Origin of the sequence: Mesorhizobium ciceri WSM4083, assembly GCF_000519305.1 — a bacterium.
In the GTDB taxonomy this organism is placed as follows: domain Bacteria; phylum Pseudomonadota; class Alphaproteobacteria; order Rhizobiales; family Rhizobiaceae; genus Mesorhizobium; species Mesorhizobium ciceri_B.
In genome coordinates, this window is record NZ_JAFG01000003.1 from 350,283 (window position 1) to 363,416 (window position 13,134).

Annotated in this window: 14 protein-coding genes; 4 read left to right on the plus strand and 10 right to left on the minus strand. The window is 62.6% G+C overall.

Annotated features, from left to right (window positions below):
* Positions 1–28: 28 nt before the first annotated feature.
* The gene (locus MESCI2_RS0101625) at positions 29–511 is read right to left on the minus strand and encodes a GNAT family N-acetyltransferase (protein WP_027035025.1); all 483 of its coding nucleotides are present in this window, start codon (positions 509–511) and stop codon (positions 29–31) included.
* Positions 511–792 (minus strand): DUF1778 domain-containing protein, encoded by a 282-nt coding sequence (locus tag MESCI2_RS0101630; RefSeq protein WP_032900284.1) that lies wholly within the window; start codon positions 790–792, stop codon positions 511–513. The genes MESCI2_RS0101625 and MESCI2_RS0101630 overlap by 1 nt, the downstream gene beginning before the upstream one ends.
* 251 nt (positions 793–1,043) lie before the next feature.
* Between MESCI2_RS0101630 and MESCI2_RS0101635 the strand changes: the two genes are divergently transcribed.
* The gene (locus MESCI2_RS0101635) at positions 1,044–2,030 is read left to right on the plus strand and encodes a sulfate ABC transporter substrate-binding protein (RefSeq protein WP_027035027.1); all 987 of its coding nucleotides are present in this window, start codon (positions 1,044–1,046) and stop codon (positions 2,028–2,030) included.
* 256 nt (positions 2,031–2,286) lie between these two features.
* Positions 2,287–2,736, plus strand: a complete 450-nt coding sequence (locus MESCI2_RS0101640) for an RrF2 family transcriptional regulator (protein WP_023813227.1) — start codon at positions 2,287–2,289, stop codon at positions 2,734–2,736.
* Positions 2,737–2,854: 118 nt separating this feature from the next.
* Here MESCI2_RS0101640 and MESCI2_RS0101645 read toward each other — a convergent pair whose 3' ends face one another.
* Both MESCI2_RS0101645 and MESCI2_RS0101650 read right to left on the minus strand, forming a co-directional pair.
* Positions 2,855–3,724 carry an NmrA family NAD(P)-binding protein gene (locus MESCI2_RS0101645; RefSeq protein ID WP_027035028.1) on the minus strand — a complete coding sequence of 290 codons (870 nt, stop codon included), beginning with the start codon at positions 3,722–3,724 and terminating at the stop codon, positions 2,855–2,857.
* A 43-nt stretch (positions 3,725–3,767) separates the two neighbouring features.
* Positions 3,768–4,190 carry a DoxX family protein gene (locus tag MESCI2_RS0101650; RefSeq protein WP_027035029.1) on the minus strand — a complete coding sequence of 141 codons (423 nt, stop codon included), beginning with the start codon at positions 4,188–4,190 and terminating at the stop codon, positions 3,768–3,770.
* Between the two features lie 119 nt (positions 4,191–4,309).
* Between MESCI2_RS0101650 and MESCI2_RS0101655 the strand changes: the two genes are divergently transcribed.
* Complete coding sequence (locus MESCI2_RS0101655; RefSeq protein ID WP_027035030.1) at positions 4,310–5,215, plus strand: LysR family transcriptional regulator; 906 nt, start codon at positions 4,310–4,312, stop codon at positions 5,213–5,215.
* A 163-nt stretch (positions 5,216–5,378) separates the two neighbouring features.
* Positions 5,379–6,530, plus strand: coding sequence for a hypothetical protein (locus MESCI2_RS0101660; protein WP_027035031.1), 1,152 nt, complete (start codon positions 5,379–5,381; stop codon positions 6,528–6,530).
* Here the strand turns inward: MESCI2_RS0101660 and MESCI2_RS0101665 are convergent.
* From MESCI2_RS0101665 to MESCI2_RS0101690, 6 genes are all read right to left on the minus strand, one after another.
* Positions 6,525–7,073, minus strand: a complete 549-nt coding sequence (locus MESCI2_RS0101665; protein ID WP_027035032.1) for a gluconokinase — start codon at positions 7,071–7,073, stop codon at positions 6,525–6,527. The two genes, MESCI2_RS0101660 and MESCI2_RS0101665, sit on opposite strands and share 6 nt — an antisense overlap.
* A 2-nt stretch (positions 7,074–7,075) precedes the next feature.
* Positions 7,076–8,062, minus strand: a complete 987-nt coding sequence (locus MESCI2_RS0101670) for an ABC transporter permease (RefSeq protein ID WP_027035033.1) — start codon at positions 8,060–8,062, stop codon at positions 7,076–7,078.
* Positions 8,059–9,039 carry an ABC transporter permease gene (locus MESCI2_RS0101675; protein ID WP_027035034.1) on the minus strand — a complete coding sequence of 327 codons (981 nt, stop codon included), beginning with the start codon at positions 9,037–9,039 and terminating at the stop codon, positions 8,059–8,061. Before MESCI2_RS0101675 ends, MESCI2_RS0101670 begins: the two co-directional genes overlap by 4 nt.
* Positions 9,036–10,583: a sugar ABC transporter ATP-binding protein gene (locus MESCI2_RS0101680; RefSeq protein ID WP_027035035.1), complete on the minus strand. Its 1,548-nt coding sequence runs from the start codon at positions 10,581–10,583 to the stop codon at positions 9,036–9,038. The genes MESCI2_RS0101675 and MESCI2_RS0101680 overlap by 4 nt, the downstream gene beginning before the upstream one ends.
* 79 nt (positions 10,584–10,662) lie before the next feature.
* The gene (locus MESCI2_RS0101685) at positions 10,663–11,790 is read right to left on the minus strand and encodes a sugar ABC transporter substrate-binding protein (RefSeq protein WP_027035036.1); all 1,128 of its coding nucleotides are present in this window, start codon (positions 11,788–11,790) and stop codon (positions 10,663–10,665) included.
* Positions 11,791–12,092: 302 nt separating this feature from the next.
* On the minus strand, positions 12,093–13,121 hold the full coding sequence (locus MESCI2_RS0101690) for a LacI family DNA-binding transcriptional regulator (RefSeq protein ID WP_027035037.1): 1,029 nt from the start codon (positions 13,119–13,121) through the stop codon (positions 12,093–12,095).
* Positions 13,122–13,134 lie beyond the last annotated feature (13 nt).

Here is a 13,134-nt window from a genome sequence, read left to right on the forward strand (position 1 = left end):
TCACCTCTTTCAGGCTGAGCGACGTCAACTACCCTTTCAGCGCTTTCAGTGACAGCACCAAGGTCATTGGATTTTTCGGCGAGGCCGCGAAGCCATAGTGCTCATAAAAGGCTTTCGCTTCATCCGATATGGCATGAACGAAAATGCCGCGAATCCCGAGGATCGATGCGGCGTGACCTGCCCGTAAAACGGCATCTTGCAGCAGCGCAGCGCCCAGCCCCTTGCCTTGCCAGCCCGCATCCACGGCGAGACGCCCGAGCACGACCATCGGAATGGGATCAGGCATGTTGCGACGAATGGCGCCGGGTGCCTGCGCGAGATCAAGCCCGCCCGAAGAGAGGCAGTAATAACCGACAACGCGCGCGTCTTCCGCCACCACATAGGTACGCGACGCGCCGCTGACCTGGTTGGCTCGCGCCCTCAGGCGAAGCCATTGGTCGAGACTTTCCGTCCCGCTTTGAAAAAGGTCGAGATCGTGGTTTTCGGCCAGAGGCGCGGGCGCCGATAGTATCATCCCTGCCACGGCCTGGGCACGTTCATAAGGCGTGCAAAACCTTCACCGCTTGGCGGCTCATCGAGGATGTCGAGATAGTGCCGGTAGCTCTCGGAATCCACCTTGATCAGTGCCTGGTCGAGCAGCGTGTCCTCGGCCGCACGATATGCAGCATCGATCATAAAGTCGGAACGGGTCTTCCCGCGTATTTTCGCGGCACGGTCGATCAGCGTGCGCACATCTTCCCGAATGCGCAGATTGACAGGCTTGGCGTGGGTCTCGGGTGTGGTCTTTGTCATGGCAGCGCTCCTTGTCGCTCCCATAGCACACCTGCATACACAACGTGTATCTTTTTTGGGAACAGTCAAACGAATTGCAACGATCAGTCGACCGAGGCGAAGTCGCACTTGAAAGAAAAAACTACGAACCCTCTATTCCGGGGATAGGTTTTCTAGAAGCGATGCATTGATCCTCGGACCCATGCCTCGTCGCACACCACGCACCCCGGCTATGGTCCGACCATAAACGCATTGCATCGGAGCCTGTTTTCATGAAACGATTTTTCCTCGGGCTTGCCACCGTCGCCGGCCTGTTCCTTGCATCCTCCCAAGCCTGGTCGGCCGACAAACTGCTCAACGCATCCTATGATGTCGGCCGCGAGCTGTTCGTGCAGGTCAACAAGGCTTTCATCGCCCAGCATCCGGGCGTCACCGTCGACCAGTCGCATGCCGGCACTTCGGCGCAGGCGCGCGCCATCGCCGAGGGCCTTGGCGCCGACGTTGTTACCTTCAACCAGGTCATCGACATCGACTTCCTGGTCAAGAAGGGCCTCGTCTCGGCCGACTGGCAGAAGGATTTCCCCGACAACGCCTCGCCGTTCTATTCTCTGCCTTCGTTCCTTGTCCGCGCGGGCAACCCCAAGCACATCAAGGACTGGAACGATCTCGTGCGCGACGACGTGCAGGTGATCTTCCCCAATCCGAAAACATCAGGCAATGCGCGCTACACCTATCTGGCGGCCGCCGCCTACGCCAAGGAGGCCTTCAAGGGCGACGACGCCAAGGTGAAAGAGTTCATCACCAAGCTGTTCAACAACGTGCCGATCTTCGACACCGGCGGCCGCGCCGCGACCACCACCTTCGTGCAGCGCGAGATCGGTGATGTGCTGATCACCTTCGAATCTGAGACGCGCGGCATCCGCAAGGAGTATGGCGACGACAAGTTCGAGCAGGTCACGCCTTCGGTCAGCCTGCTCGCCGAATTCCCGGTCGCGATCGTCGACAAGGTTGCCGACGAGCACGGTACGCGCGATCTGGCCAAGACCTATCTCGACTTCCTCTACACACCCGAGGGCCAGGACATCGCCGCCCGCAACGGCCTCAGAGCCCGCGACGCCGCTGTCGCGGCGAAATACAAGGCCGATTTCCCCGATATCCGGCTGCTGACGGTGGAAGACGTTTTCGGCGGCTGGGACAAAGTGCAGAAAGAGCATTTCGCCGCCGGCGGCCTTCTCGACCAGACCTACGGCAGCCGCTGAAGGCAGCGATATCTGCGCAACAGACGGAAAGCCGGCGTCCTGCCGGCTTTTTTCGTTTTTGAACGCCGAAAACCTGGTTATCAGCGGCATATCCGCGTTCTCAGTGCAAAACGTTACAAAGAATCAACGCGTTTATGCCTAAAGTGCGATTTGGTGGCTGTTTCGCGAAACATCATCGCGGGGCGAAGACGTCATTATTTGCACACAAACAGTCGCCAGATGCGAGTGGTTGGGGCTTTTATGGGTTGATCTGGGCATGCTGACAAAAAAAGGCAAATACGGCCTCAAGGCCCTCGTGCATCTGTCTGGCCTGCCGGCCGGCCAATTGGCCTTCGTCAATGACATCGCTGTGGCCAACAACATCCCGAAGAAATTCCTCGATGCCATCCTGGGCGAGTTGCGCAATGCCGGCTTCGTCCAGAGCCGCAAAGGCAAGGAAGGCGGCTACCGCCTTGCCCGGCTGGCCTCCGAAATCAAGATCGGCCATGTCGTGCGCGTGCTTGACGGGCCGCTGGCGCCGATCCCTTGCGCCAGCCGCACGCAGTATCAACGCTGCGAGGATTGCGACGAGGCGACCTGCCAGGTCCGCCACATGATGCTGGAGGTGCGGCAGGCTATCGCCGAGGTGCTGGACAATCGCAGCCTTGCCGCCATGCGCGACGCCGACAATGACGATTTCCCGGTCGAGCTGACGTCGCAGATCTAAACCACCGACTGCAAGCTGACCGCGCTCAGACAGGCGTGAGATTCTTCGATTGAAGAAGGGTTCTCCAAATCTCGGGTTACGAAGCTCGAAATCACGGAGAACCCCATACAGTTTTGGCCTACCCGTTCACACTAGACGCAGCCTCGAATACGTCGCGTGCGGACGTCGTACCCGCTACGTGCTCCGTACCCGCCACACCGAGGTCCATCCATCCCGCATTCACGGCCTCAAACATTTCTTCAGCGGGTCCGGAGTGACCCTTCGGGATGCCGAATTGCTCGAACGCTTCCGCCCACCCCGCACGCGGGATTGCAAAGGCTTTCACGTCGAGATTCAGGACTTCACCCAACTGCTCCGCGACTTCATCCGCGGTGACCATCGAACCGATCTCGACGATGCGCTGCCCTGACCACGCTGGCCCGGTCAAAAGGGTTGCCACCTCCGCGCCGATGTCGTTCGTTGCGACCATGGTCGATTTCCGGTTTGTCGGATTGTAGTAGACCGGTAGCGTTCCGCCCTGCGCGACCTGCAAGCCGTAAAGAAAGTTCTCGAAGAATCCCCCTGCGCGCACAAATGCAATTGGCGATGTCAGGTCGCGAAAACCTTGCTCCAGAAGCGACAAGGCCGCGATCACCCCGTGCCCGCTGGTTCTGTTCGCACCCATCGACGAAAGCGCAACCACCCGCGGCGGCGCTGCCTTGGTGAGCGCCTCGACATAGCTTGCAATCACGCCCTTTGCTTCTTTGTAATCGGGCGACGGCGCCCAGACAGGGGGCAACATGACGAACGCGCCTTCGACGCCTTTGAGCGCTCGCTCGATGGCCGCCGAATCATTCCAATCGCCGTCTACCAGTTCCACGCCCTGGTTCGCCCAATTGGCCGCCTTTTCGCGATCGCGGACGAGCGCGCGTACCTGCTTGCCGTGCGCCAGCAGATGTTCTGCCGTTGCGCCGCCAACTTTTCCGGTGATTCCCATTACTAGGAACATGTGTTTTCTCCTGATGTTGAGGGACAGAACTGCCCCTGTTGATTCAATGGATGAGCGGCAGAATGGCCCGGATACGGGGATCGCGCAGATAGAGGCCGCCCCAGGTCATCGCGCCCAGAAGCAGGGAAATGATTTCCGGCGGCGACCCCAACTCGCCGATGCGGACATGGGCGCAGATCGCGCCCCCCAGAAATCCCGTCACCAGGATCGCGCCGAGGACGGCGGTGACCGGGATGGCGTAAAGGATGGCGCAGGCGAGGATGATCGGGCCCACGACACGGGTCAGGCCCATCGCAAACCCGGTTTCCTGCAACATGCTTGCGATCTGTGCCGGCGCGAAAAGCTGAACAGTGCCATCTGCCACCAGAGCGATGACGACAAACGCGCTCATTATCCGGCCGGCCCACAGGGCGCGATGCAAGGTCATAGTTTCCGGTGTCTGATGCAGGTTCACAGTTTCGGACACTTGTCATTCTCCGATGGGGAGATCCCATATTCGAAGCTTACTGTGCCTCTCAGATGTGATAAACACCGAGGAAATGAACCGACTGTTCTCTTTTCGGGAAACAATACCGAGGCACGAAAATGCAGAATCTCGAACCCATCCTCATTTTCACAACGGTCGCGGAAATGGGGAGCTTCACCCGCGCGGCCGATAGCCTGGGCATCCAAAAGGGGAGAGCCTCAACGGCGGTCCGGAAGCTGGAAGAAGATGTGGGTGTCAGGCTTCTGCACCGGACGACGCGCAGCGTGCGGTTGACGGAGGACGGACGCGCATTTCATGCCCGTGCCCGCGATCTGCTTGCTGAAGTCGATGATCTGCACTCCATGTTCGCAGGCGACCGCGTGGCACTTCGCGGCCGTTTGCGGGTCGACCTTCCGACCGAAGTGGCGCGTACAACGATCGTGCCGGCTTTGCCGGATTTCATGGCGGCGCACCCCGAATTGGAGCTGGAGGTGTCGAGTACGGACCGGCAAGTCGATCTCGTTCAAGAGGGGTTCGATTGTGTATTGCGGCTTGGACCCATTCGCGACGAAACGCTGATTGCCCGTCCACTCGGCCTTTTGCGCATGGCCAACGCTGCCAGCCCCGCCTATCTGGCGCGCTATGGCGTGCCTCGGTCGCTGGAAGATCTCCAGCGTCAGGAACATAGGACAATTCACTTTTCGACGATGCTGGGCGCGAAACCTTATGGATGGGAATATCCGGACGGCGACAGCTACGCGACACTTCAGTTGCCAGGTGCGCTGCACGTCAACAGCGCGCAGACCTACGAAGCCGCTGCCCTCGCCGGCATTGGCCTGATCCAGGCGCCACTCCTGGGCATTGGCCGATACTTGGAGAGTGGAGCGCTTGTCGAAATCATACCCGATTTTCGTCGCCGGCCGCTCGCCGTGTCCCTCGTCGTCGCACATCGGAGCAATCTGTCGCGCCGAGTCCGCGCATTCATGAAATGGACCGAAGATGTGCTGACGCCGTATATGGAATAGCGACGCGAATATCTTCGTCCGCCCCTCGAAATCAAAATTTGCAAGCGGCGCGCCTGTCTTGGGTCTAGAGCAACCGAAATCTGCAGAAGTCTTGAGCGCGGACACGACCTTGCACGGCCCAAGCCGACGCAGTAAAGCGGGGTTCGAAGAACGGGCTGGACCGATGAGGCTGTGGTGGTTAGCAAAATCCCGCAAGGCCGCCCGCAAGCTGCCATCGGCAGCCAGTTTCCGCACTGAAATCATCGCCGACGTCTTCGTCCCGGAACGGGCGCAGGACGTGCGCTTCTTCAGCCGGAAGCTGGTTCACCCCGGCCGGCTTCGCCGCTTCTCCAACAAGGACCTTCGCGAAGGCCTGCTGTCCGTCTTCTATCTCGTGGTGGCAGCGGCACTGCCGGTGCGCTGGTGGGCGCCGATCTGCGGCCGCATATCGAGGTTTCGCCTCAAGCGCCATATGCGCAAGGAATTCCCGGCCTACGCGGCCGCCACACGCGCGGTGCTTGGCGATGGTATCGATGCACGCAAGCTGTTCGAGGGATTGCTGGCGGCGCGCCACCGCCGCCGCTTGCAGCTCGCCGCACATCTGGTGGCCGGCCGCTGGTCGCCGACGATCCGGCTGGAGGGGCTGGAGGGGCTGCGGTCGGCCTTGCAGCGCGGCCACGGCGCCATCCTCTGGTGCGATCAGTTCATCGCCCAGACCATCATCGGCAAGCGCGCGCTATACGAGGCCGGTGTCGAGGCGCATCAGGTTAGCGTCAACACCCACGGTATTTCCGAATCGGCGTTCGGCCTGCGTTTCCTCAACCCGCCGCTGGTCAATGTCGAGAACCGGTTCCTGAAAAGCCGGGTCGCCTTTGACCGCGACGACACCTATCAGGTCACCATCCGCATCCAGAAGCTCCTGAAGCAGAATGGCGTGGTGACGATGACCAACACCGTCCATGCCGGCACGACTTTTGCCGAGGCAGCCATGGGCGAAAGCGGCTGGACGCATCTCGCCTCGGCGCCGGCGAATTTCGCCGCCAGGGGCAGAACCGCCCTGTTTGCCATGTCGACCTTCGAAGTGGTTCCCTTCATCGAGTACCGGGCTGTGCTCAGCCCCGAGCTGACGCCGGAAGCATCGGTCACCCCGGCGACGGACATGGCCAGGGATGGCGCCAAGAACATGACCGTGCAGGCGCACTACATCCTGCTCAAGCGCGACCGCCTGCTGGAGGCGCTGAGGCTCTACCCCGAGCAGATGCTGACGTGGTCCCGCCGGCAGCGGCTGACCGAGGCGCCGGACAGCACCGGCATCGGAATGGATGAAGGCTCATGACCGGCGTATCAGGCGGACCGCGCCAGCGACGAGCTCACCGACCGGGCGTGTGGCATCGAGTGTCGAGGCGCGCTCATCCGCAGCCGGCGGCTCGAGGATGGCGAACTGGCTGTCGACCAGGCTTGCCGGCATGAAATGGCCCTTGCGGTTACCGACACGCTGTCTGGCCGTGGCAGGGTCGATCTCCAGATAGAGGAAGATGATTTCCGGGCAGAAGCCGCTCAACCGGTCGCGGTAGCTGCGCTTCAGTGCCGAGCAGGCGGCAACCACGCCCTGTCCGCTGCCCACCGACTCCGCGATGCGCTCGCCGATCGCGTCGAGCCAGCCTTCGCGCAGTTGATCGGTAAGCGGCTCGCCGCTTGCCATACGTGCGACGTTTTCCGGCGGATGCAGCTTGTCGCCCTCGATAAAGGCAACGCCCAGAGCGGCGGCAAGCCCAATGCCCACCGCCGACTTGCCGCAGCCGGCGACGCCCATCACCACGATGGCCGGAGGCACCGAGCCGGGAGCGCCCGCTGGCGCCTGTGCTGCCTTTTCGTCCACTGTCAGCGGCTTGCCGGCGCGCGGCCGTAGAGCAGCAGCATGGCGACAATGACGACGCCATAGATGATCTGCCGCCCCGCTTCCGGCATCTGCATGACCGACAGGATGGATTGCAGCAGCGTGATGAGGATGACACCGGCGACGGTGCCGAGATAGGAGCCGCGCCCGCCCAGGATCGAGGTGCCGCCAAGCACCACCGCGGCAATCGACGGCAGCAGATAAGCGTCACCCATCGACTGCGCCGCCTTGGAGGCATAGCCGGCCAGAAGCACGCCGCCGAAAGCCGAGAGCCCGCCGGACACGGCGAAGGCGATCATCACCACGCGCCTTGTGTCGATGCCGGAGAGATAGGCCGCGCGCTCGCGGTTGCCGATGCCGTAGACGGTGCGGCCGAAGCTGGTCCGCGTCAGCACGAATACCATCGCGGCCCCGATCAGCGCCCAGATGATGACCGCGTTGGGCACGCCCGGAATGGCAAAACCGGTCGCCAGGTAGCGCATCGCGCCCGTTGCCGAATCCTGCGGCGAGAAGCCGCCGGTATAGACCACCATAAGCCCTTGTGCGACAGCGTTGGTGGCCAATGTGATGATCATCGAGGGGATACGCAGATAGGCCACGCCGATGCCGTTGACGACGCCGATCAGCATGCCGCAGACGATGCCGAACGGGATGGCTAACGCCACGCCGACCGGGCCGTACGCCGCCGCGGCGCAGGCCATCATGGCGCCCGCCGCCACCGCCCAAGGCACCGACAGGTCGATCTGGCCGAGCAGGATGACCAACATCATGCCGGTCGCGATGACGCCAAGGAATGAAGCCACCTTGAGCTGCTGCAGAAGATATTCAGGCGACAGGAAGCTTCTGGAATAGAGGCTGCCCAGGAACAGCAAAAGAACGATGCAGGCAAAGGCCGTCAGCACCGCCGGATCGGCGCGGCGGATGAATCTGGGCATGCGGCCGGCAATGCCACCAAGCGTCGTTTCGCTCACAGGAACCACTCCAGCCGGTTGCGGACCCGAAACAGGGCGAAGGCGCCGAGGCTGACGGCGACCAACAGGATAACGCCCTGAAACAGCGGCTGCCAGAGCGGATCGAAATCGAAGACGAACAACAGGTCGCCGATCGTACGGAAAGCCAGTGCGCCGAAGATGGCGCCGATGGCGCTGCCCTTGCCGCCGAACAGCGAAACGCCGCCGAGCACCACGGCTGCGATGGAAAACAGCGTGTAGGAGTTGCCGCTGGCATAGGCCGCCTCACCCGTATAGGTGAAGAAGGTCAGGAACAGTCCGCCGATCGACGCCAGCAGGCCGGCCAGCGTGTAGGCAGCGAACTTGCCGCGCCGGATCGGCACACCCGACATGTAGGCCGCCGTCTCCGATGAGCCGGCCGCGTAGGCGGCGCGGCCGAGCACCGAGCGGCTGAACGGCACCCAGATCACCAGCACGATGGCCAGCAGCACGACGAGACTTGCCGGCACCACGCCGAACACGCGGCCGGTCAGCACATCGGCCAGGTCCTCATTGACGGAACCGCCCGGGAATGGCCGCAGCAACAGGCCGATGCCGTAATAGACGGCGCCTGTGGCAATGGTGGCGACGATCGGCTGCAACCGGCCATAGATGACGATGGCGCCATTGATGGCGCCGCACAGCAGCCCCACCGCCAGCACGGCGATGACGCCAAGCGTCGTCTGCATCGGCGTGCCGACCACCAGCCAGGAGGCGAGGCAGTTGGTGAGCAGGAAGATCATACCGACGGACAAGTCGATGCCGGCGGTGATCACCACCAGCGTCTGCGCCATGGCGACAAAGGCGAGCAGCACGCCTTTGTTCGAGGCTGTCTGCACGACGTTGGCGGTGAAGCCGGCCGGATGGTTGGAGGTGTAGATGACGAACATGACGATGAAGATGCCGAACGCCAGCAGCGTTCCGCGCTGTTCGGCCAGCCAGTAGCGCCAATCCTTCATGCGTCCACTCCCAAGCCCACCGGGCTGTCCTCGCCATGGATGTTGAGCGCACTTGATATCAGCGCCCGCTCGGTGATCTCGGCGCCGACCAGCTCGCGCTTGACCGCCCCGTCATAGAGCACCAGCACACGGTCGCAGCAGCCGATCAGCTCGTCATAGTCGGTCGAGTAGAACAGGATCGCCGCACCCGCGTCGGCCAGTTTGCGCATCAGCTGGTACAGTTCCTGCTTGGTGCCGACGTCGATGCCGCGCGTCGGATCGTTGAGCAGGATGATGCGCGGCTGGCGCATCAGCCATTTGGCGATGACCACCTTCTGCTGGTTGCCGCCCGAAAGCGCGCCGACCGGAATGTCGAGGCCCGCCGTCTTGATCGCCAAGAGGCCGACCATGTCGTCGATCAGCCGCTGCTCGGCGGCGCGATCGATGATGCCGGCTTTCGACAGCCGGTCGAGCGCCGCGAAGGACAGGTTCTCGCGCACCGTCATCGGCAGCATCAGCCCTTCGGTCTTGCGGTCCTCGGGGATGAGCGCCATGCCGATGCCTTCGTCGCGCGCAACGGATGGACTGGTGATCGAGACAGGCTTGCCGTCGATCAGGATCTGGCCGCTGAGGCCCCGCAGCACGCCGAAGAAGGCGAGCAGCAATTCGCGCTGGCCCTGGCCATCGAGGCCGCCAAGGCCGACCACCTCACCCGCCCTGACGGTCAGCGAGATGTCGTGCAGCCGGTCGGCCCATGAGAGCTTGCGGGCCTCGAGCCTGGGGGCCGCGGTGGCAGGCACGGCCGCCGGCTTGGGCGGAAAGATATGGCTGTATTCGCGGCCGATCATCAGTTCGACCACCTCATTGTCACTCTTCGAGCCGGCTGGATAGCTGGCGACATTGCGGCCGTTGCGAAACACCGTGCACTGATCCGCCAGTTCGGCGATCTCGTTCATGCGGTGCGAGATGTAGAGCAGCGCCAGCCCTTCCGAGCGCAGCCGCTTGAGCACCGCGAAGATCTTCGAGACATCCGCCGCCGTCAGCGCGGAGGTCGCTTCGTCGAGGATGAGGATGCGTGGCTTGCGTGCCAATGCCTTGGCGATCTCGACCATCTGCCGGCGCGACAATGGAAGATCCTTGACCAGCGCCAGCGGGTGTATGTCGGCGGCGCCGGCACGAGCAAGTGCTTCTTCGGCGATGCGGCGCTGCGCCTTGCGGTCGATCATGCCGAAGCGTTTGGGCGGGTCGGAAATGACGATGTTGTCGGCCACGCTGAGCTCGGGGACCAGCGACAGTTCCTGGAAGATGCAGACGATGCCGGCCTTGTTGGCGGCACCCGGAGAAGCGAAGGTCGCCTCGCGCCCGTCCAGCGTCATGCGGCCCTCATCGGGCGCCACGACACCCGCCATGACCTTGATCAGCGTCGACTTGCCGGCGCCGTTTTCGCCGAGAATGGCGTGGATGCTACCGGCTTCAACGACAAGCTCGGCCTTCTCCAGCGCGCGTACACCGCCATAGCGCTTGGATATGCCTTCCATACGAAAGAGCGGAGCCGCACCGTCCATCGGCCCTCCCAGGGCGATTGTGGGATTGAGACAAGCGCCGCGGCTCAAGCCGCGGCGCAAGGTGACAGCCAGCGATGATTTACTGGTTTTCCTTGGTCTGACCCATGATTTCCTGGGCGCTGAAATTGATGCCGCAGGTCGGGAAGGAATTGCCGACGAAGAAATTGTCGGATTCCTTGGGGAAGTAATCCGTGCCTTCCTTCATGTTCGGGTCTTCGGCGATCGCCAGCGGCAGCTTCACCTCTTGTGGCACCACCTCGCCTTCGAGTGCGGCGATCGCGGTCTTGATGGCGACGGCGACCTGAGCCGGACCCGAGCCCGCGGACGAGCACTTCAGCCCGTCGGCCGAATGCGCGGCGCAGAACTTGCGGAAGCCGTTCTCGGTCTCGCCGCCAAACGGCACGAACGGATGCTTGGCGTCGATCATCGCCTGCACGATGCCGGTATCGCCGCCCTGGCCGGTGATGCCGTCGAACGGACCGTTGGTGGCGATCGCATCGGCGGTCACCTTCTGCGCGACGCCGTCATCCCATTTGCCGGCGACTTCGGTGACGTCCCACTTCTTGCCGGACGCATCGAAGACCTCGTGGATGCCGTTGTGACGATCGGTGTCGACGGAGGTGCCAGCGACGCCGCGCACTTCCAGGATCTTGCCGCCGTTCGGTATCTTGGCGACCAGCCACTTGGCCCACAATTCGCCAAGGCCCTTCTGATCGACATTGACGTTGATGGCGTCCTTGGTGTCGAGAATGTTGTCGAAGGCGACCAGCACGATGCCGGCTTCCTTGGCGCGCTTGATGACCGGACCGAAGGCCGTCGGGTTCTGGGCGTCGGTGACGATGGCGTCATAGCCGGAATCGATGAAATTGTTGATCGCCGAGATCTGTGCCGGCACGTCCTCGCCCGTCGAGACGACCTTGAATTCCTTGATCTTGGCTTTGACTTCGGGTTGTGCGGCGTAAGCCTTGGCCGTCTGCACCATCTGGATGCGCCAGGTGTTGGCGATGTAGCCATTGGCGAAGGCGATGCGGAACGGCCCTTCCTTCTTGGGATATTTGAAGAATTTGGTCTCCGCGTCCCACGGCGCGAAACAGTCCGCCTGAGCGGCAGGACCCGACACGATTTCGGGCCCGGCGGCCATGGCGGCCGAATTGAGCATGACGAATGCAGTGGCGGCAACGACGCCACCAACAAGTGACTTGATCATCGATAATCCTCCCGATTGCAGTTCTGATTGTTCGTTTCGCAATGCGAATTTTTCGCGCGATGGACCGGCACCTCCCGCCTCGCCATGCGCTTCCTTGGTCGCCGGTGGTGGCCGACCCGGTTCCTCCCTTGTCGCCGCCAGCGGGGCGAAAACTATCATATTATCCATAATAAACAAGTATTAGTTGTCGCTTATGTATAATAAACAGGTGCGACGTGTCGTTCATGCACCTGCCTGGAGAAGATGGTAGCGCTACCAAATTGACGTGTAAACCGGCATTCGCACAGTCGCTTCTGTGCGTTTCAACGCGCCGTGCTCTCGCGGCGCTTGAGCTCGAAACCGAGGTCGACGATCCGTTGCTCCGGTCTGTTGCCGGCGATCGCCGCCAGCGCCATGGCGACGGCACGCCGGCCGATCTCATAACGATGGGTGCGGATGCTGGTGACCGAAGGAAACGCCACCTGCATCATGTCGAGATCGTTGAAACCGACGATGCCGATCGTCTTCGGCACCGCGATCGAGGCGCGATGGCATTCGAACAAGACGCCGAGCGCGATGTCGTCATTGTTGCAGAAGACACCGTCGAGTGTCGGCACCTTGGCCAGCGCGTCGCGGAACATCTCGCGGCCGAGCGACACGCTGGATAGCACCGGCGTGGTGGTGACGAGGCGCGGGTCGAACAGGCCCGCGGCCTCCATCGCCGCGCGATAGCCGGCCAGGCGCCGCTGCGAACGCGGATCCATGCGTGCGCCGATGAAGCCGATGCGGCGATAACCGGCCTCGATGAGATGCTCGGTCGCCGCCCTGCCGCCATCGAGATGCGAGAAGCCGACCATCATATCGACCGGATCTGGACCGGTTTCCATGACCTGCACCACGGGGCAGCCGGCACTTTCCAGCAGCTTTCGCGAAGCCGGTGTCTGGTCGATGCCGGCGACGATCAGCGCCGCTGGCCGTTGCGAACCGAACAGCTGCAGCAGCCGTTCTTCCTCAAGGCCGGAATAGTGGGTGTTGCCAAGCTGGATGCGGAACGGGCTGGCCGACAGGCTGTCATAGATGCCGCGCACCACCTCGGCGAAGACGTTGTTGGTCAGCGACGGCACCAGCACGCCGAACACCTCGGCGCGCGCCGAGGCCAACGCCCGCGCATTCGGATCCGGCACGTAGCCCAGTTCGTCGACGGCGGCCTGGATCTGGCGGCGCAGCTCTTCGGACACACGCTCCGGCTCGCGCAGCGCACGCGACACGGTGATGGCGCCGACACCGGCCTTGCGCGCCACATCTGATATGGTCGGCCGGCCGCCGCCACGGCGTGAACGCGGCCTGGTCAAGGTCGCACGCGCT